Here is a 16,889-nt window from a genome sequence, read left to right as displayed (position 1 = left end):
GCCGCAAGCGACCAGCGGTATCTCTTGCCTTAGCGCGCCGCGGGATCGTGCGATCGACCGCGGCGAGCCGGCGCCTTAGGCGAGTTTGATCTCGACGTCAACGCCAGCAGCGAGGTCGAGCTTCATCAGCGCGTCCACCGTCTGCGGGGTCGGCTGAACGATGTCGAGCAGGCGCTTGTAGGTGCGGGTCTCGAACTGCTCGCGCGACTTCTTATCGATATGCGGACCGCGGTTGACGGTGAACTTGTCGATGTGGGTCGGGAGCGGGATCGGGCCACGGATGAGGGCACCGGTCCGACGGGCGGTATCGGCGATGTCGCCGGCAGCCTGATCGAGAACGCGATGATCGAACGCCTTCAGGCGAATACGGATGTTGTTGTCCATGGTCCCTACCGATGCGAAAGAGCGGGCCCCTTCCCCCTGCCGGCGCGAAGCTGGCATCCCCGTTGCCGGGGCACCCCAGGCGATCCGCCGGGGGCAAGGGCCGAAGCCGAGAAAACTCTGATTACTGTACGACGGCGCCGCGAACGACGCTGCCTTCATTAAAAGCGAATGGCCGACCCTGGTTTCCCAGGGCCGGCCACTCAGGACCCGAACCGAAGTAGACTCCGGTCAGGCCCTTTGCAGGCTCGCGCCTATATTACTTGTCGATGCCGCTGACAACCCCTGCGCCGACGGTCCGGCCACCTTCACGGATGGTGAAGCGCTGGCCAACGTCCATGGCGATCGGTGCGATCAGCTTGATGCCGAGGGCGATGTTGTCGCCCGGCATCACCATCTCGGTGCCCTCAGGCAGCTCGACGGTGCCGGTCACGTCCGTGGTGCGGAAGTAGAACTGCGGACGATAGTTGGCGAAGAACGGCGTGTGACGGCCACCTTCGTCCTTCGACAGCACGTACACTTCCGACTGAAAGTCGGTGTGCGGCTTGATCGAGCCCGGCTTGCAGAGCACCTGGCCACGCTCGACTTCGTCGCGAGCGACGCCGCGGATCAGCGCGCCGACGTTGTCGCCAGCCTGGCCCTGGTCGAGCAGCTTGCGGAACATCTCGACGCCGGTGACGGTGGTCTTGCGGACGGTCGGGTGGATGCCGACGATCTCGACTTCCTCACCAACCTTGACGATGCCGGTCTCGACGCGGCCGGTGACGACGGTGCCGCGACCCGAGATCGAGAACACGTCCTCGATCGGCATCATGAACGGCTTGTCGAGCGGACGCTCGGGCTGCGGGATGTACTCGTCGACCTGCTTCATCAGCTCGAGCACGGCTTCCTTGCCGAACGTGTCGTTCGAGCCCGAGAGCGCGCAGGTGGCCGAACCCTTGATGATCGGGATATCGTCGCCCGGGAACTCGTACGAGCTGAGCAGCTCGCGGATTTCCAGCTCGACGAGCTCGAGGATTTCCTCGTCGTCGACGAGATCGACCTTGTTCATGAACACCACCATGGCCGGCACGCCGACCTGGCGGGCGAGCAGGATGTGCTCGCGGGTCTGCGGCATCGGACCGTCGGTGGCCGACACGACCAGGATCGCGCCGTCCATCTGGGCTGCGCCGGTGATCATGTTCTTCACATAGTCGGCGTGGCCGGGGCAATCGACGTGCGCATAGTGGCGGTTGGTCGTCTCATACTCGACGTGCGCGGTCGAGATGGTGATGCCGCGCTCGCGCTCCTCAGGAGCCTTGTCGATGTTCGCGAAGTCAACGGCGGTGCCGCCGGTGGTCTCTGCGAGAACCTTGGTGATCGCGGCGGTCAGCGACGTCTTGCCGTGGTCGACGTGACCGATGGTGCCGATGTTGAGGTGCGGCTTGTTCCGCTCGAATTTTGCCTTAGCCATTTTCCTACCTTCTGATTCGATTTCGGTGCCGCCGGGGCCACGCGAACGCGGCCCAATAGCGACTGTTGAAAGGTAATGCCAGCCCCTCCCCGCGCGTCGCCCCGGACATGGTCCGGGGCGATCGGCGGGAAGACCGCCCTTACCGTCACCGGGCCAGGCGAACCTGGCCCCGTGCGCCTCAGGCGAGCTTTGCCTTCACCTCGTCGGCAACGTTTGCAGGCACTTCGTCGTAATGCGAGAACTGCATGCTGTACTGTGCACGGCCCTGGGTGAACGAGCGCAGCGCGTTCACATAGCCGAACATGTTGGCCAGCGGCACCATCGCATCGACCGTCTGGGCATTGCCACGGCTGTCGGTGCCCTGGATCTGGCCACGGCGGCTGTTCATGTCGCCGATGACGTCGCCGAGATAATCCTCGGGGGTGACGACCTCGACCTTCATGATCGGCTCGAGCAGCTTGATGCCCGACTTCTGGGCCGCTTCGCGCATTGCGCCACGGGCACAGATTTCGAACGCAAGCGCCGACGAGTCGACGTCATGGTAGGCACCGTCATACAGCAGGATCTCGAAGTCGATGATCGGGAAGCCGACCAGCGAGCCCGTGGCTGCCGTCTCGCGGAAGCCCTTCTCGATCGCGGGGATGAATTCCTTCGGAATGTTACCGCCCTTGATCTCGTCCTTGAAGATGATGCCCGAACCACGCTCGCCCGGGGTCAGCTTGACCTTCACGCGACCGAACTGACCGGTACCACCCGACTGCTTCTTGTGGGTGTAGTCGATGTCGACCGGCTTGCCGAGATATTCGCGATAGGCGACCTGCGGCGCGCCGACATTGGCCTCGACCTTGAACTCGCGCTTCATGCGATCGACCAGGATCTCGAGATGGAGTTCGCCCATGCCCTTGATGATGGTCTGGCCGCTCTCCGGATCCGAGTTCACGCGGAACGACGGGTCCTCGCGCGCCAGGCGATTGAGCGCGACGCCCATCTTCTCCTGGTCGGCCTTGGTCTTCGGCTCCACCGACAGCTCGATCACCGGCTCGGGGAATTCCATCCGCTCGAGGATGATCGGTGCGTTCATCGCGCACAGCGTGTCGCCGGTGGTGGTGTCCTTGAGGCCGGCGAGAGCAACGATGTCGCCCGCGTACGCCACCTGGATGTCCTCGCGCTCGTTCGCATGCATCAGCAGCATGCGGCCGACCTTTTCCTTCTTGTCCTTGACCGAGTTCGTGACCTGCGACGCGGTCTCGAGCTTGCCCGAATAGATGCGGGCGAAGGTCAGGGTGCCGACGAACGGATCGTTCATGATCTTGAACGCCAGCGCCGAGAAGGGAACCTCGTCCGACGACGGACGCTCGTCCGGCGTCACGCCGTCGAGCTTGAGGCCCTGGATGGCGGGAACGTCGAGCGGGCTCGGCAGATAGTCGACCACGGCGTCGAGCAGGGGCTGGACGCCCTTGTTCTTGAACGCCGAGCCGCACACCACCGGCACAAACGCCATGGCGAGCGTGCCCTTGCGGATCAGCTTCTTGAGGTCGGCGGTCGAAGGCTCGTTGCCTTCGAGATACGCCTCCATCAGGTCGTCGTCCTGCTCGACGGCCATCTCGATCAGCTCGCTGCGATACTTGGCGGCCTTCTCGGCCATGTCGGCCGGAATTTCCTGATATTCGAACTTCGCGCCCAGGCTCTCTTCGAGCCAGATGATCGCGCGATTCTCGACCAGGTCGACGAGGCCCTTGAAGCCACCCTCGATGCCGATCGGGAGATACAGCACCGCCGGACGGGCGCCGAGGCGCTCGATGATCGAATCGACGCAGAAGTAGAAGTCGGCGCCGGTGCGATCGAGCTTGTTGACGAAGCACATCCGCGGCACGCCATACTTGTCGGCCTGGCGCCACACGGTCTCGGACTGCGGCTCAACGCCGGCAACGCCATCGAAGCAGGCGACCGCGCCATCGAGCACGCGCAGCGACCGCTCGACTTCGATGGTGAAGTCGACGTGCCCGGGGGTGTCGATGATGTTGATCAGATGCTCGGGGCCCTTGCCCTCTTCGGCGCGCCACTTGCAGGTCGTCGCGGCCGACGTGATCGTGATGCCGCGCTCCTGCTCCTGCTCCATCCAGTCCATGGTCGCGGTGCCTTCATGGACCTCGCCGATCTTGTAGGACTTGCCGGTGTAATAAAGAATGCGCTCGGTGGTGGTCGTCTTGCCGGCATCGATGTGCGCCATGATGCCGATGTTGCGATACTTCTCGAGCGGATGGCTGCGGGCCATGATCGATCTTCCTCAAGCAATGTGGGGAGCCGGTTTGGCCCGGCTCCCCATCATATAGGTCGTAAAGGTTTCCAGCGGAAGACCGCCGGCGCCGCTGTTACCAGCGGTAGTGCGAGAAGGCGCGGTTGGCTTCCGCCATGCGATGCGTGTCTTCGCGCTTCTTGACCGCGTTGCCGCGGTTGTTCGAAGCGTCCAGCAGCTCGCCCGACAGGCGCGCTGCCATGGTGTTCTCGCTGCGGGCGCGGGCTGCGGTGATCAGCCAGCGGATCGCGAGGGCCTGGGCGCGCTCGGGACGCACCTCGACGGGGACCTGGTAGGTCGCACCGCCGACGCGGCGCGAACGGACCTCGATGCCCGGCTTGATGTTGTTCAGCGCGTCATGGAACACGCCGATCGGCTCGCGCTTAGCGCGGGTCTCGACGGTCTCGAGCGCACCATAGACGATGAGCTCCGCGACGGACTTCTTGCCGTCGAGCATCACCGAATTCATGAACTTCGACAGAACCTCATCACCGTACTTCGGGTCGGGGAGGATGATACGCTTTTCTGGGCGGCGACGACGTGCCATTTCAAATTCCTTCTAAACTTCAGCCATGCGAGGGTCGGCCATGATGGCCGACCGGCTTACTTCGGACGCTTGGCGCCGTACTTGGAACGCGACTGACGCCGGTCCTTCACACCCTGCGTATCGAGCACGCCGCGCAGGACGTGGTAGCGAACGCCGGGAAGATCGCGCACACGACCGCCACGGATCAGGACCACCGAGTGCTCCTGGAGGTTGTGGCCTTCGCCCGGGATGTAGCTGATGACTTCGCGCTGGTTGGTCAGGCGGACCTTGGCCACCTTGCGCAGCGCCGAGTTCGGCTTCTTCGGGGTCGTGGTGTAGACGCGGGTGCAGACGCCGCGCTTCTGCGGGTTCTGTTCCATCGCAGGGACCTTGGACTTGGCCTTCTGCGGATCGCGGCCCTTGCGGACCAGCTGGTTAATCGTGGGCATGAAGCCTTCACCTCTCAAAGGGTTACTTTGCTGGAGCCATCACAGCACTATGGAATACAAAAAGGGACGTGGAGGCGATCCCGCCACCCCGGCCCGTCAATGCATCCAGCAATGTTCAAGCGTGTCCGCCGCACCAATTAGTCCGACGAACGGGCGGGCCTATACGGCGGGAGTCGTCTCGGGTCAACGGCCCCGCGCCACGCTCGCGACCGCGGCAGACTGACATTCGCCCCGCGCTACCCGCTTGCCCTTCCGGAATCATGGCGGTAGAGGGCGCGGCACTGCAGGGGCGTAGCTCAGTTGGTTAGAGCGTCGGTCTCCAAAACCGAAGGCCCTCGGTTCGAATCCGAGCGCCCCTGCCAGCATCCTCATCGTCGACGCACCTATCAGCAGGCTGCAGCTCTGGCGGCGCGGCAGGCCGATTGTTTCTGTGCGCGGGGCTTGCGACATGGTTACTGTAACATTTGCCAATCTTCGTAAAAATTTGGGTGACGGCGCAACCTGCGTTGTTTTAGAGCAATGGGCATGGACGAGTTCACGCGATATTCCATCGTTTATGCCATTGTCGGCATTGTCGTGGTGGTAGGCCTGCCGATGTCATTGATCTTCCTTCGCAAGCGCAAGCGCGAGAAGCTCCGTCGGCGCGGCATCAAAACTTACGGGCACTGATTGCACGGCGCTGCCGCCAGTTGCGGCTACGTGGCGGCTGCTGCGCTGCTTCATCACCCAGCCATGGCGTAATTTCTTCCCTGTGGCCTGGGCGACGGCGCCGTGACGCCCCGCCCACTCGCCCCGCCCTTGCCTTTCCCCTCGGCCAAGGCTATTTGCGCGGACCATCCGATAGCGAGGATTGGCGCACCGGTTTCCTCCAACGGGAAAGCGGTGGGCGGATCATGCCTCGCTGACGGGCATTTCAGTCATTATAGCGGGTTTAAACGACACGTGGCGAAGACGACCCCCATCGAGTTCATCCGGCAGGTTCAGACCGAGACCAAGAAGGTCATCTGGCCCACCCGCCGCGAGACGATCATGACGGGCGTCATGGTGGTGATCATGACCACCATCCTCGCGTTGTTCTTCCTGGGCGTCGATTCGTTCTTCCACGCGATCGTCCAGCAACTCCTCAAGCTCGCAGTATAAGAAGGGCCATCATGGCGCGCTGGTACATCATTCACGCCTATTCGGGCTTCGAGGGCAAGGTTCGCGACCAGATCATGGCCGACGCCACCCGGCTCGGCCTTGACCAGCTGGTCGAGCAGATCGAGGTTCCGACCGAGACCGTCACCGAGGCCCGACGCGGCAAGAAGATCGCGGTCGAGCGCAAGTTCATGCCGGGCTATGTGCTCGCCAAGCTCAACATGAACGACGACGTCTACCACCTCGTCAAGAACACCCCCAAGGTGACCGGCTTCCTCGGCTCGATGGGCAAGCCCCAAGCGATCAGCGAGGCCGAGGCCGCGCGGATGCTCAATTCGAAGGAAGAGGCCGCCGCGGCGCCCAAGCAGAAGATCAAGGTCGATTACGAGATCGGCGATGCGGTCAAGGTGCTCGAGGGGCCGTTCGCGAGCTTCAACGGCATCGTCGAGGAGCTCGATTTCGACAAGTCCAAGGTCAAGGTGTCGGTGTCGATCTTCGGTCGTGCCACGCCGGTCGAGCTGGAGTTCGAGCAGGTCGAGCGCAGCAAGTAAGCGCGCTTCTGCTGTCGCCACGAAAAAGGCCGGGACTGAAAGGTCCCGGCCTTTTCATTTTACCCGCTGATCGCGCTGGTCAGGCGGCGATCGCCTTCAAAGGCTTGTCCGAGCCGTGGCGCGCTGGCGATGCACCATCCTCGATACTCCTATTGAGCGCGCCGATGGCAGCCGCCAGGTGAAGCGCGACCAGAGGGTCCGACGCATCCGCTTCGATCATCGCCTCCGTTAAGGTAAGTCGCAGGTCAGTCATTCGCGTCGCCGTGTTTTTCTGCATCGAATCATCAACATGCCGTTGATGCACAGGTTCCGCCGATGCTTAACGTTAACCTTCTTTGCTCGATAGGCGGTTGGCAGAACGCGACAAGCGCCGTGGCCTTGCGCACGGGCCGACAAGTCGGCCAGCCGCCATCACGATACATCGTCAACATGAGCTGCCGGTGCGATGGCCGGCGACGATCGGCGTCAGTGGCGCTTGCGATCATGGAGCGGGTGAAGGGAATCGAACCCTCGTCGTAAGCTTGGGAAGCTTCTGCTCTACCATTGAGCTACACCCGCATGGCCCCGGTTGCCCGGGGCTATCGCACCAACCGTTGTGTCGTTCTGGCCGCTTCGTTGGCTGTCCAACGTTCTCAGCGCAGCTGGTGCGCCGTCGCCTCTAGCGTGGCGCTGGAGGCTGCGCAAGAGACCGCCCGGCCTTCACGGACGCACGATAATCGTCGCCTGCCGCGCGGTGAGTTTCCATCGTCCATCCGCAAGGGCCCACAGGTCGGTAAAGCGCCGATGCACCACCTGGGCGGAAGTCGCGGTCGGCTCCTTAGGCAGCACGATCTCCTCGCCCATCAGCAGCACCATGTCACCGCGTAGCGCAGCATAGTCGATCACCCGATCGTAGCGGGTGTAGCTGATCCGACCGGCGGCATTGCGTTGACCGGTCGCGCCCTTGACGGACACGCCATTCTGCGGGTTGTTGACTGCTAGGTCGTCGGCCAACAGCGCGGCGAACGCGGCATGATCGTCGTTGACGGCAGCCCGGTCGATCGCATCAACTGCTGCCAGCGCGCCGGCGATGCGATCGTCCCGGATGGCCGCGGCGACGTCCGGGTTGCCCGGCTTCCACGCGGCACGGGCTGGGGCTGGCAACATCAGCCCTGCAAGGAGCAGGCATCCAATCGGCGGCCGAATATCCATGGCGGCAACTCCCAAGGTCCCGTTCCCAAGCTGCCACGGACCAGCACTGGCGTATAGGCATGGCCGTTGACGAGGCCGCCGGACGGCCGGCCCCCGCCATTGCTATTCGCGATAGCGCAGTGCCTCGAGCAGCAGGCTGAACACCGGCGATGGCTGGCGGCGGCTGGGGTAATAGAGATGGTGACCGTCGAACGGCTCGCACCAATCGTCCAGCACCCGCACGAGCGTGCCCGCTGCGATCTGGGGCATGGCGTGATCCTCGATCATGAAGGCGATGCCATGGCCGGCGATCGCCGCCTCGACCGTGAGGTCGACATCGTTGAGTACCAATTGCCCTTCCACCTTCACGTTCAGCGCGCGGCCGCCCTTCTCGAACTCCCACACGTAGAGCGAGCCCGTACTGACGAAGCGCAGGTTGATGCAGCGATGGCGGGCGAGATCCCCCGGCGTCGACGGCACGCCGTGCGCGGCGAAATAGGCCGGCGACCCGACCGCCGCCATCCGCAGCTTCGGGCCGATCCGCATCGCGATCATGTCCTTCTCCAGCCGTTCGCCGAGCCGCACGCCGGCGTCGAACCGCTCGGCGACGATATCGGTGAGACCGCTGTCGATGTTCAGCTCGACCTCGATGTCCGGATTGGCGGCGGTGAGCCGATCGATCACCGGCCACAGGATCGTCCGTGCAGCGTGCTTGGACGTGGTGATGCGGATGGTGCCGGCGGGCCGCTCGCGTAGCTCGGTAAGCGAGGAGAGCTTGTCGTCGATCTCTTCGAGCGCCGGGCGCAGCGTCTCCAGCAACCGCTCGCCTGCCAATGTGGGGGCGACGCTGCGGGTGGTGCGGGTCAGCAGGCGCAGACCGAGCCTCGCTTCGAGGCGGCGCATCGCATGGCTAAGCGCCGACTGCGACACGCCGAGCCGCGCCGCCGCGCGCGTGAAATTGCGCTCGTCCGCCACTGCGAGGAACATGGCGAGGCTGCCGAGATCCTCACGCCGCATGTTGCGTTCCTGTCTGCCCTGGTTTCATGACGCGGGATCATAGGCTCGATCCATGTGGCCCGTCTAATCGGATCAATGCTGCGCGCCTATATAGGCCGTGACACGCGATGCCGACCGTGCGTCGCGCCACCGCATGGAGGAACAGGCTTATGGAACAGCGCACATTGGGGCAGGACGGCCTCGAGGTATCGGCCCTCGGACTCGGCTGCATGGGGCTGAGCTTCGGCTATGGGCCCGCCACTGATCGCGGCGAGGCGGTCGCCCTGATCCGCGCGGCGCATGAGCGGGGTGTTACCTTCTTCGATACGGCGGAGGCCTATGGCCCCGGGATCAACGAGGAGGTCGTCGGCGAGGCGCTGGCGCCAATCCGCGACCAGGTGGTGATCGCGACCAAGTTCGGCTTCAGGAACGGCGTTCCGACAGAGGGGGTCGACAGCCGCCCGGAGCGGATCCGCCAGGTCGCCGATGAGGCGCTCATGCGCCTCGGCACCGATCGCATCGACCTGTTCTACCAGCATCGCGTCGACCCCGCGGTACCGATGGAGGATGTCGCCGGCACCGTGAAGGAGCTGATTCAGGCCGGCAAGGTGAAGCATTTCGGCCTGTCCGAGGCAGGCCCGGCATCGATCCGCAGCGCCCACGCCGTACAGCCCGTGGCGGCGTTGCAGAGCGAATATTCGATGTTCTGGCGCGAGCCCGAGGCCGAGATCCTGCCACTGCTTCAAGAACTGGGCATCGGCTTCGTGCCGTTTTCGCCGCTCGGCAAGGGATTCCTGACCGGGCGGTTCGACCAGAACACCGTCTTTGCCGCCGACGACTTCCGCAGTACCGTGCCGCGCTTCCAGGCCGACGCGCTGAAGGCGAACCAGGCGCTGGTCACGCTCGTCGGCTCGATCGCTGCCGAGAAGGGCGCGACCCCAGCCCAGGTCGCCCTGGCGTGGCTGCTGGCGCAGCAACCGTGGATCGTGCCCATCCCCGGCACGACCAAGCTGCACCGGCTGGAGGAAAACCTTGGCGGCGCCGATGTGGTGCTGACGGCCGAGGACCTCACCCGCATCGCCGGGGCGCTCGACGGCATCGAGCTGCAGGGCGAGCGCTATGGCGCCTCTCACCAGCGGCTGATCAACCGCTGAACCGGGGATCGGCCGGCGGCGTCAGATGCCGCCGGCGATCACCTCGCGGCCGCTATCCTCGAGCGATCGAGTAAGATCGGCCAAGCAGGCGTCTACCTGCTCCTCGCTGGGGCTGCGGACCACGAAATTGGCGCCGACGCGCCCGTCGCGGAAGAAGGGATAGCTGCCGATCGAGACGCCCAGGTGGCTGCGTTCCGCGTCGCGGAGCAAATCGGCGACTTCGCTCTCGGCGATCCAGCCGCCGATCGACTTCGACACCACTGGTCGGCCGCCCTCCAGCGTACCGGTCAGCGAATCGAGCATGCCGGCGGTGATGTGCGGCACCCCGGCCATGATGAAGACATTGGCGAGGCGGATGCCCGGCGCGCCCGATACCCTGTTCTCGATCAGCCCGGCGCCCTCGGGCACCCGCGCCATGCGCGCGCGCGCCTCCGTGAGGCCGCCGCGGGTGGCATAATACTGCTCCAGCCCTGCCAAGGCATCCGGATGATGGACAACGGCGACGTCGAACGCCGCGGCGATCGCATCCACGGTAATGTCGTCATGGGTGGGGCCGATGCCGCCGGTAGTGAACAGATAGTCGTTGCGCGCGCGCAGCGTGTTGACCGCCTCGACGATCGCTGCGGTACGATCCGCCACTACCCGGACCTCGGTGAGGCGAATGCCCTGGACGTTAAGCCAACTCGCGAGCTGCGCGACATTCTTGTCCTGGGTGCGACCGGACAGGATCTCGTCGCCGATCACCACCAGCGCCGCCGTCCAGATCCGCTCCTCGCTGATGCCTGTCTCCATGGCCATCCGCATAGCCTCGCAAAATCCGATCCGTCACGCTATATCGCGTGGATCATGACCGAATATGTGACCGTCACCTCCGATGCGCTCGATGGCCGCACTGGCGCCATCAAGCTCCATGGCCCCGCCGCCTTTGGCGGCATGCACAAGGCCGGCAAGCTTGCCGCCGAGACGCTCGACATGCTGGTGCCGCACATGGTGCCGGGCGTCAGCACCGCCGAGATCGACCGGCTGATCTACGAGTTCATCGTCGCCGGCGGCGGCGTGCCCGCGACGCTCGGCTATCGCGGCTATAGCCATTCCACCTGTATATCGATCAATCACGTCGTCTGCCACGGCATTCCCAGCGAAAAGACCCTGAAATCGGGCGACATCGTCAATGTCGACGTCACCCCGATCGTCGATGGCTGGCACGGCGACACCAGCCGCATGTATCTGATCGGTGACGTGCCGCTAAAGGCGAGGCGGCTGGTCGAGGTGACCTATGAATGCCTGATGATCGGCATCAAGCATGCCATCCCCGGCAACCACATGGGCGATGTCGCCAACGCCATCCAGCGCCATGCCGAAAAGCACCGCTATGGCGTGGTCCGCGATTTCTGCGGCCATGGTGTCGGCCGCCTGTTCCATGACGCGCCCGAGGTGGTGCATGTCGGCCGGCCCGGCACCGGCCCCGAATTGAAGCCCGGGATGATCTTCACCATCGAGCCGATGATCAACATCGGCCGCCCCGACGTGAAGCTGCTCGACGATGGCTGGACGGCGGTGACGCGCGATCGCTCGCTCTCCGCGCAGTTTGAGCATTCAATCGGCATCACCGACACCGGCTGCGAGATCTTCACCGCCAGCCCCAAGGGTTTCCACCAGCCGCCCTACGCCTAAAAGCTATCGCTTGGCGCGTGCCGCCAAGGATTGGCGAGGCGAGCCGAAGTGGAGAAAACCTCAATCGTGCCGATACAGTGACTTAGTACACTGGCACACCTCCTGCAAAGGATCGGCTGCAGGTCATGAACCTGCGGACGAATTCCCAGGAGACTGCCATGATCACCATCACCACCCTGCTCGCCGCCGCCGCCCTTGCCGCCGGTGCCCCCGCACCCGATGCCGCGCTGCCGGTCACCAAAGCGCAGGCGGAGCCTTCGCGCTATGCGGTCCGCTACGATGCCAAGCACGATCATTACTGCCTTCGCGACCGCCAGGCGCAGCCGGTGACGGGCACCCGCCTGGTGCCGCAGCAATGCAAGACCAGCAGCGAATGGGCGGCGCAGGGCCTGACCATCGCGCGCAAGGACTGACTGGCCGTCGCCGCGCCCCGGTTGTCCTGCCGAGGCGCGGCGGCGCGGCACTACTGGCCTCAACGGCAATGCGCCGCTAAAGGCGCGGGATGACCGAGATCACCCCCCAGATCGTTGCCGAGCACGGCCTCTCCCCCGAGGAATATGACCGCGTCCTCCACGCGCTGGGCCGCGAGCCCAATCTGGTCGAGCTCGGCATCTTTTCGGTGATGTGGTCCGAGCATTGCTCGTACAAATCGTCGCGCCGCCATCTCAAGAAGCTGCCCACCACCGGCCCCCAGGTGATCTGCGGCCCCGGCGAGAATGCCGGCGTGGTCGACATCGGGGACGGCCAGGCGGCAATCTTCAAGATGGAGAGCCACAACCACCCCTCGTATATCGAGCCGTACCAGGGCGCGGCGACGGGTGTCGGCGGCATCCTGCGCGACGTGTTCACCATGGGTGCGCGGCCGGTCGCCAACCTCAATGCGTTGCGCTTCGGCCGGCCCGATCATCCCAAGATGCGCCACCTGATCGCCGGCGTGGTCCACGGCATCGGCGGCTATGGCAATTGCGTTGGCGTGCCCACCGTCGGTGGTGAGGTCAATTTCCACGCCGCCTACGATGGCAACATCCTCGTCAACGCGATGACCGTCGGCATCGCCGATACCGACAAGATCTTCTATTCGGCCGCCAGCGGCATCGGCAATCCGATCGTCTATGTCGGTTCGAAGACCGGCCGCGACGGCATCCATGGCGCGACCATGGCGTCGGCCGATTTCGGCGAGGACTCGGACGAGAAGCGCCCCACCGTCCAGGTCGGCGATCCCTTCACCGAAAAGCTGCTGATCGAGGCCTGCCTCGAGCTGATGGCGACCGACGTGATCGTCGCGATCCAGGACATGGGTGCGGCCGGCCTCACCTCGTCGAGCGTCGAGATGGCGTCCAAAGGTGGTGTCGGCATCGAGCTGGTGATGGACGACGTGCCCCAGCGCGAAACCGGGATGACGCCCTATGAGATGATGCTCTCGGAAAGCCAGGAGCGAATGCTGATGGTGCTCAAGCCCGGCCGCGAGGCCGAGGCCGAGGCGATCTTCCGCAAGTGGGAGCTCGATTTCGCGGTGATCGGCCATGTCACCGATACGGGCCGCATGGTGCTCAAGTTCAAGGGCGAGACGGTGTGCGACATCCCGCTCGATCCGCTCGCCGACGAGGCGCCGAACTACGATCGCCCCTGGGTGCGCACCGAGGCCCCTGCCCCGCTCGAGAAGCTGCCCGAGAGCAGCGACATCGCGGCCGATCTCGTCACGCTGATGGGCTCGCCCGATCTCGCCAGCCGGCGGTGGATCTGGGAGCAATATGATTCGATGGTCGGCGGCGACACGGTGCAGCGCTCGGGCGGCGACGCCGCGGTGGTCCGCGTCCACGGCACCGACAAGGGCCTCGCGATCAGCACCGATTGCACCCCGCGCTATTGCTATGTCGATCCGTTCGAGGGCGGCAAGCAGGCGATCGCCGAATGCTGGCGCAACCTCACCGCAGTCGGCGCGACGCCGCTCGCCACCACCGACTGCATGAATTTCGGCAACCCGCAGCGGCCCGAAATCATGGGCCAGTTCGTCGGCTGCATCGAGGGCATGGCCGAGGCGTGCACCGCGCTCGACTTCCCGATCGTGTCGGGCAACGTCAGCCTCTACAATGAAAGCCGCGCCGATGATGGCACCGGCACCGCGATCCTGCCCACCCCGGCGATTGGCGGCATCGGCCTGCTCGCCGACTGGAGCCGCAGCGCTACCATCGCCTTCAAGGGCACCGGCGACATCATCCTCGCGGTCGGCGCGCGTGGCGGCCATCTCGGCCAGTCGCTGTGGCTGCGCGAGGTCCACGGGCTCGACGGCCGCGATGCCGGCCCGCCGCCGCCGGTCGACCTTGCCGCCGAGAAGACGACGGGTGAGCTGATCCGCAACGGCATCGTCACCGGCCAGCTGACCGCGGTCCACGACGTCTCCGACGGTGGCCTGGCGATCGCGATCGCCGAGATGGCGCTGGCAGGCAACATCGGCGCGATGATCGATCGCAAGCAGCCCTATGGCTGTGCCCGTTCGTTCTTCGCCGAGGACCAGGGCGTCTATGTCGTCACGATCAACGATCATGCCATGCTCGATTTCCTCGGCAAGGCGCATGCCGCCGGCGTTGAGGTCGAGCCGCTGGGGCGCACCGGCGGCAAGCGGCTGATCTTCGAGCGCCCCGATCGCGACGACGTGGTCGCGCTGGACACACTGCGCACCGCGCACGAGGGCTTCTTTCCGGCGTTGATGGGCGAAGACGCCGCGCTGGCCTGAGGGGGCCTGACGCGGCCCTTGGAGGGCGCCTCCGCTCCACCGTCACCCCAGCGCACGCAGGTGTTTCCCCTCGACTCTGTCCCGCGCCGTCGCCAGAGATCCCAGCATTGGCTGGGATGACCGGGGGAGCGGCAATGCCACGCACCCGCCTGGTTCACCTCGCGGGGCAAACCTGCCACACGGCTGCCGGGCAAGGCGGGGTACGGGGCGACACCATGACGACAACGACACCCGCGCGGATCGCGGCGCTGGACGTGATCCGCGGCATGGCGGTGATGGGCATCCTCGTCGCCAATCTGCCGGCGTTCGCGCTGCCCGAAGCCGCCTATTTCTCGCCGGCAGCCTGGGGTGGATCCACCGGCGCCAACCAGTTGGTGTGGCTCGCCACCTTCGTGCTGGTCGAGGGCAAGATGCGCGGGCTGTTCACCTTGCTGTTCGGCGCCTCGATGCTGCTGGTGATCGACCGCGCCGAGGCCAAGGGCGAGAACGCGGCAGCCGTCCACTACCGGCGCATGGCGGTGCTGCTGCTGATCGGCTGCCTGCATCTCTATCTGTTCTGGTGGGGTGACATCCTCAGCCATTATGCGCTGGTCGGCGGCATCGCCTTCCTGTTCCATCGCCTGCCGGCGCGCTCGTTGGTCATCGCCGGGCTGCTGCTGCTCGCGCTCGACTGGATCACCGGGATCATGGGCACGCTGGCGATCTTCGCCAGCGGCGCGCGCAACACACCGACGGCGATCGCTACCTGGAACGCGTTCGCCACCAGCTTCGGCGTACCGCCCGCCGCCGATCTCGCCAGCCAGATCGCAGCGATCCGCGGTGGGTTCGCCGAGGGCGTCGCCTGGCGGTGGAGCAACGCCGCCGGCCCGTTCTCGACGCTGTCGCTGGTCGGACCCGAAACGCTGAGCGCGATGCTGATCGGCATGGCCACCTTCCGCTCTGGCTTCATCACCGGCGCATGGCCGCGCGCGCGGTATCGGCGCTGGGCGATCGTCTGCCTCGGCCTGTCGCTCACGGGCTATGCGCTGCTCGGGCTCGCTACCATCACCCACGGCTTCGACCAGCGCTGGGTATTCCTCGGCTCGGTCGGCGCCTCTGCGCCGATCCGGCTGCTCGGTGCGATCGGCTATGCGGCGCTGGCGATGCTGCTGATCCGACCCGGCGGCCGGCTGACGGCGCGGCTCGCCGCCACCGGACGGGCTGCCTTCACCAACTATCTCGGCACGACCTTGCTGATGACGTTCATCTTCTCGGGCTGGGGGCTTGGCCAGTTTGCACGGTGGGATCGCGCGACGCTTTACTGGATGGTGCCGATCGCCTGGGCGATCATGCTCGGCTGGTCCCGGCCGTGGATCGCCCGCTACCGGTTCGGCCCGATGGAATGGGTGTGGCGCAGCCTCGCGCGATTCGCGCCGCAGCCGATGCGTGGTGGCGCGGCTGCGGCGGACTGAGCCGTTTACTGCGAATAATGCGCAAAAGCGCTTGCGACTGGTTCTCATTATCGCTAGTTCCGACGCTATTGCGAAGGAGCCTCCATGGTCGTCTGCGTGTGCAATGCCATTCGGGAAAACCAGGTGCGCGAAATGGCGCGGGGCGGCTGCATGACCGCCTGCCAGGCCTACCGGGCGCTCGGCTGCGAGCCGAAATGCGGCCAATGCACGGTGGTAGCGCGAGCCATTATCGACGCAGAGCGTGCTGCTGCCTGACGGTCGCAGCCGAGAAATCCGCAGAAATCCGCCGTTTTAGGGACTTGCCGTAGCCTGAGCCCGCGCCGTACAAGCGCGTCTGGAGGTATACGGAGCATGGCAATGAAGGGCGACCCGCGGGTCATCGAGTTCTTGAACGAGGCGCTCAGGAACGAGCTCACCGCGATCAACCAATATTGGCTGCACTATCGGATGCTCGATCACTGGGGCGTCTACAAGCTCGCCCAATATGAGCGGATGGAATCGATCGACGAGATGAAGCACGCCGACTGGCTGTCGGAGCGCATCCTGTTTCTCGACGGCCTGCCGAATTTCCAGCTGCTCGGCCGGCTGCGCATCGGCGAGACGGTGGAGGAAGTGCTCCGCTCCGATCTCGCGATGGAAGTGGAAGCGGTCGGCCAGCTCAAGGGCGCGATCGCTTATTGTGAAGAGGTCCGGGATTATATCAGCCGCGACCTGTTCGCGCGGATCCTCGCTTCGGAAGAAGAGCATGTCGACACGCTCGAGCGCCAGTTCGAGATGATCGAGCGGATGGGCATCCACAATTACATCCAGCTGAACTCGGTCAGCGAGCATGATTCGCCCAAGACCGGCGCGGCGCCCTACCTGAAGGAGTAGGACGGCATCGGCCGTGGCGGGGATGCGTGCAATCACGCGCGTCC

19 protein-coding genes and 2 tRNA genes are annotated in these 16,889 nt (G+C 65.1%); 11 read left to right on the top strand and 10 right to left on the bottom strand.

Annotated elements, in window-relative coordinates; genetic code table 11:
- Positions 1 to 75 precede the first annotated feature (75 nt).
- From rpsJ to rpsL, 5 genes are all read right to left on the bottom strand, one after another.
- Entirely contained in the window at positions 76 to 384 is a 309-nt protein-coding gene (gene rpsJ, locus OXR60_RS10760) for a 30S ribosomal protein S10 (protein ID WP_033921125.1), read from the bottom strand.
- 256 nt (positions 385 to 640) lie between these two features.
- Positions 641 to 1,834, bottom strand: a complete 1,194-nt coding sequence (gene tuf, locus OXR60_RS10755) for an elongation factor Tu (protein ID WP_267395894.1) — start codon at positions 1,832 to 1,834, stop codon at positions 641 to 643.
- A gap of 178 nt (positions 1,835 to 2,012) precedes the next feature.
- Positions 2,013 to 4,109 carry an elongation factor G gene (gene fusA, locus OXR60_RS10750; RefSeq protein WP_267395893.1) on the bottom strand — a complete coding sequence of 699 codons (2,097 nt, stop codon included), beginning with the start codon at positions 4,107 to 4,109 and terminating at the stop codon, positions 2,013 to 2,015.
- Between the two features lie 97 nt (positions 4,110 to 4,206).
- Positions 4,207 to 4,677: a 30S ribosomal protein S7 gene (gene rpsG, locus OXR60_RS10745; protein WP_267395892.1), complete on the bottom strand. Its 471-nt coding sequence runs from the start codon at positions 4,675 to 4,677 to the stop codon at positions 4,207 to 4,209.
- Positions 4,678 to 4,733: 56 nt separating this feature from the next.
- Positions 4,734 to 5,105 carry a 30S ribosomal protein S12 gene (rpsL, locus tag OXR60_RS10740; protein WP_019516007.1) on the bottom strand — a complete coding sequence of 124 codons (372 nt, stop codon included), beginning with the start codon at positions 5,103 to 5,105 and terminating at the stop codon, positions 4,734 to 4,736.
- Positions 5,106 to 5,390: 285 nt separating this feature from the next.
- On the opposite strand from rpsL, the gene OXR60_RS10735 reads away from it, so the two are divergent.
- From OXR60_RS10735 to nusG, 4 genes are all read left to right on the top strand, one after another.
- Positions 5,391 to 5,467 (top strand) — tRNA-Trp (locus tag OXR60_RS10735).
- 163 nt (positions 5,468 to 5,630) lie between these two features.
- A complete protein-coding gene (locus OXR60_RS10730) occupies positions 5,631 to 5,774 on the top strand; it encodes a hypothetical protein (RefSeq protein ID WP_267395891.1) in 144 nt (47 codons plus the stop codon).
- Between the two features lie 273 nt (positions 5,775 to 6,047).
- Complete coding sequence (secE, locus tag OXR60_RS10725; protein WP_267395890.1) at positions 6,048 to 6,245, top strand: preprotein translocase subunit SecE; 198 nt, start codon at positions 6,048 to 6,050, stop codon at positions 6,243 to 6,245.
- Positions 6,246 to 6,256: 11 nt separating this feature from the next.
- Positions 6,257 to 6,793: a transcription termination/antitermination protein NusG gene (nusG, locus tag OXR60_RS10720; protein ID WP_267395889.1), complete on the top strand. Its 537-nt coding sequence runs from the start codon at positions 6,257 to 6,259 to the stop codon at positions 6,791 to 6,793.
- A gap of 79 nt (positions 6,794 to 6,872) precedes the next feature.
- Here the strand turns inward: nusG and OXR60_RS10715 are convergent, their stop codons facing one another.
- From OXR60_RS10715 to OXR60_RS10700, 4 genes are all read right to left on the bottom strand, one after another.
- Positions 6,873 to 7,046, bottom strand: coding sequence for a hypothetical protein (locus OXR60_RS10715; RefSeq protein ID WP_267395888.1), 174 nt, complete (start codon positions 7,044 to 7,046; stop codon positions 6,873 to 6,875).
- Positions 7,047 to 7,277: 231 nt separating this feature from the next.
- Positions 7,278 to 7,351: transfer RNA gene (locus OXR60_RS10710), tRNA-Gly, on the bottom strand.
- A gap of 141 nt (positions 7,352 to 7,492) precedes the next feature.
- Positions 7,493 to 7,939, bottom strand: a complete 447-nt coding sequence (locus OXR60_RS10705) for a DUF4440 domain-containing protein (RefSeq protein ID WP_267395887.1) — start codon at positions 7,937 to 7,939, stop codon at positions 7,493 to 7,495.
- Between the two features lie 147 nt (positions 7,940 to 8,086).
- Positions 8,087 to 8,980 (bottom strand): LysR family transcriptional regulator, encoded by an 894-nt coding sequence (locus tag OXR60_RS10700; protein WP_267395886.1) that lies wholly within the window; start codon positions 8,978 to 8,980, stop codon positions 8,087 to 8,089.
- Positions 8,981 to 9,129: 149 nt separating this feature from the next.
- Here OXR60_RS10700 and OXR60_RS10695 point away from each other — a divergent pair, with 149 nt between their 5' ends.
- Positions 9,130 to 10,113, top strand: a complete 984-nt coding sequence (locus tag OXR60_RS10695; protein WP_267395885.1) for an aldo/keto reductase — start codon at positions 9,130 to 9,132, stop codon at positions 10,111 to 10,113.
- Positions 10,114 to 10,134: 21 nt separating this feature from the next.
- Here OXR60_RS10695 and OXR60_RS10690 read toward each other — a convergent pair whose 3' ends face one another.
- The gene (locus OXR60_RS10690; protein ID WP_267395884.1) at positions 10,135 to 10,905 is read right to left on the bottom strand and encodes a molybdopterin-binding protein; all 771 of its coding nucleotides are present in this window, start codon (positions 10,903 to 10,905) and stop codon (positions 10,135 to 10,137) included.
- A 54-nt stretch (positions 10,906 to 10,959) separates the two neighbouring features.
- Here OXR60_RS10690 and map point away from each other — a divergent pair, with 54 nt between their 5' ends.
- The 6 genes from map (at position 10,960) to bfr (ending at position 16,845) form a co-directional block, all read left to right on the top strand.
- Positions 10,960 to 11,787: a type I methionyl aminopeptidase gene (map, locus tag OXR60_RS10685; RefSeq protein ID WP_267395883.1), complete on the top strand. Its 828-nt coding sequence runs from the start codon at positions 10,960 to 10,962 to the stop codon at positions 11,785 to 11,787.
- A 158-nt stretch (positions 11,788 to 11,945) separates the two neighbouring features.
- Entirely contained in the window at positions 11,946 to 12,200 is a 255-nt protein-coding gene (locus tag OXR60_RS10680; RefSeq protein ID WP_267395882.1) for a hypothetical protein, read from the top strand.
- Between the two features lie 89 nt (positions 12,201 to 12,289).
- Complete coding sequence (gene purL, locus OXR60_RS10675; protein WP_267395881.1) at positions 12,290 to 14,521, top strand: phosphoribosylformylglycinamidine synthase subunit PurL; 2,232 nt, start codon at positions 12,290 to 12,292, stop codon at positions 14,519 to 14,521.
- 134 nt (positions 14,522 to 14,655) lie between these two features.
- Positions 14,656 to 15,972 (top strand): DUF418 domain-containing protein, encoded by a 1,317-nt coding sequence (locus tag OXR60_RS10670; protein ID WP_267395880.1) that lies wholly within the window; start codon positions 14,656 to 14,658, stop codon positions 15,970 to 15,972.
- Between the two features lie 84 nt (positions 15,973 to 16,056).
- Positions 16,057 to 16,227: a (2Fe-2S)-binding protein gene (locus OXR60_RS10665; RefSeq protein ID WP_267395879.1), complete on the top strand. Its 171-nt coding sequence runs from the start codon at positions 16,057 to 16,059 to the stop codon at positions 16,225 to 16,227.
- Positions 16,228 to 16,329: 102 nt separating this feature from the next.
- Positions 16,330 to 16,845, top strand: a complete 516-nt coding sequence (gene bfr / locus OXR60_RS10660; RefSeq protein ID WP_267395878.1) for a bacterioferritin — start codon at positions 16,330 to 16,332, stop codon at positions 16,843 to 16,845.
- Positions 16,846 to 16,889 lie beyond the last annotated feature (44 nt).

This window comes from Sphingomonas sp. GC_Shp_5 (assembly GCF_026540855.1).
In the GTDB taxonomy this organism is placed as follows: domain Bacteria; phylum Pseudomonadota; class Alphaproteobacteria; order Sphingomonadales; family Sphingomonadaceae; genus Sphingomonas.
This window is presented reverse-complemented; position numbering and strand designations above follow the sequence as displayed.

What these genes read in the sequence shown, in the direction of transcription:
- nusG (WP_267395889.1), top strand. Translation starts at nt 6,257, where the DNA reads ATGGCGCGCTGGTACATCATTCACGCCTATTCGGGCTTCGAGGGCAAG.
- map (WP_267395883.1), top strand. Translation starts at nt 10,960, where the DNA reads ATGACCGAATATGTGACCGTCACCTCCGATGCGCTCGATGGCCGCACT.
- OXR60_RS10695 (WP_267395885.1), top strand. Translation starts at nt 9,130, where the DNA reads ATGGAACAGCGCACATTGGGGCAGGACGGCCTCGAGGTATCGGCCCTC.
- rpsL (WP_019516007.1), bottom strand. Translation starts at nt 5,105, where the DNA reads ATGCCCACGATTAACCAGCTGGTCCGCAAGGGCCGCGATCCGCAGAAG.
- bfr (WP_267395878.1), top strand. Translation starts at nt 16,330, where the DNA reads ATGAAGGGCGACCCGCGGGTCATCGAGTTCTTGAACGAGGCGCTCAGG.
- OXR60_RS10680 (WP_267395882.1), top strand. Translation starts at nt 11,946, where the DNA reads ATGATCACCATCACCACCCTGCTCGCCGCCGCCGCCCTTGCCGCCGGT.
- OXR60_RS10665 (WP_267395879.1), top strand. Translation starts at nt 16,057, where the DNA reads ATGGTCGTCTGCGTGTGCAATGCCATTCGGGAAAACCAGGTGCGCGAA.
- fusA (WP_267395893.1), bottom strand. Translation starts at nt 4,109, where the DNA reads ATGGCCCGCAGCCATCCGCTCGAGAAGTATCGCAACATCGGCATCATG.
- OXR60_RS10730 (WP_267395891.1), top strand. Translation starts at nt 5,631, where the DNA reads ATGGACGAGTTCACGCGATATTCCATCGTTTATGCCATTGTCGGCATT.
- rpsJ (WP_033921125.1), bottom strand. Translation starts at nt 384, where the DNA reads ATGGACAACAACATCCGTATTCGCCTGAAGGCGTTCGATCATCGCGTT.
- rpsG (WP_267395892.1), bottom strand. Translation starts at nt 4,677, where the DNA reads ATGGCACGTCGTCGCCGCCCAGAAAAGCGTATCATCCTCCCCGACCCG.
- OXR60_RS10705 (WP_267395887.1), bottom strand. Translation starts at nt 7,939, where the DNA reads ATGTTGCCAGCCCCAGCCCGTGCCGCGTGGAAGCCGGGCAACCCGGAC.
- OXR60_RS10715 (WP_267395888.1), bottom strand. Translation starts at nt 7,046, where the DNA reads ATGACTGACCTGCGACTTACCTTAACGGAGGCGATGATCGAAGCGGAT.
- OXR60_RS10700 (WP_267395886.1), bottom strand. Translation starts at nt 8,980, where the DNA reads ATGCGGCGTGAGGATCTCGGCAGCCTCGCCATGTTCCTCGCAGTGGCG.
- tuf (WP_267395894.1), bottom strand. Translation starts at nt 1,834, where the DNA reads ATGGCTAAGGCAAAATTCGAGCGGAACAAGCCGCACCTCAACATCGGC.
- OXR60_RS10690 (WP_267395884.1), bottom strand. Translation starts at nt 10,905, where the DNA reads ATGGAGACAGGCATCAGCGAGGAGCGGATCTGGACGGCGGCGCTGGTG.
- OXR60_RS10670 (WP_267395880.1), top strand. Translation starts at nt 14,656, where the DNA reads ATGCCACGCACCCGCCTGGTTCACCTCGCGGGGCAAACCTGCCACACG.
- purL (WP_267395881.1), top strand. Translation starts at nt 12,290, where the DNA reads ATGACCGAGATCACCCCCCAGATCGTTGCCGAGCACGGCCTCTCCCCC.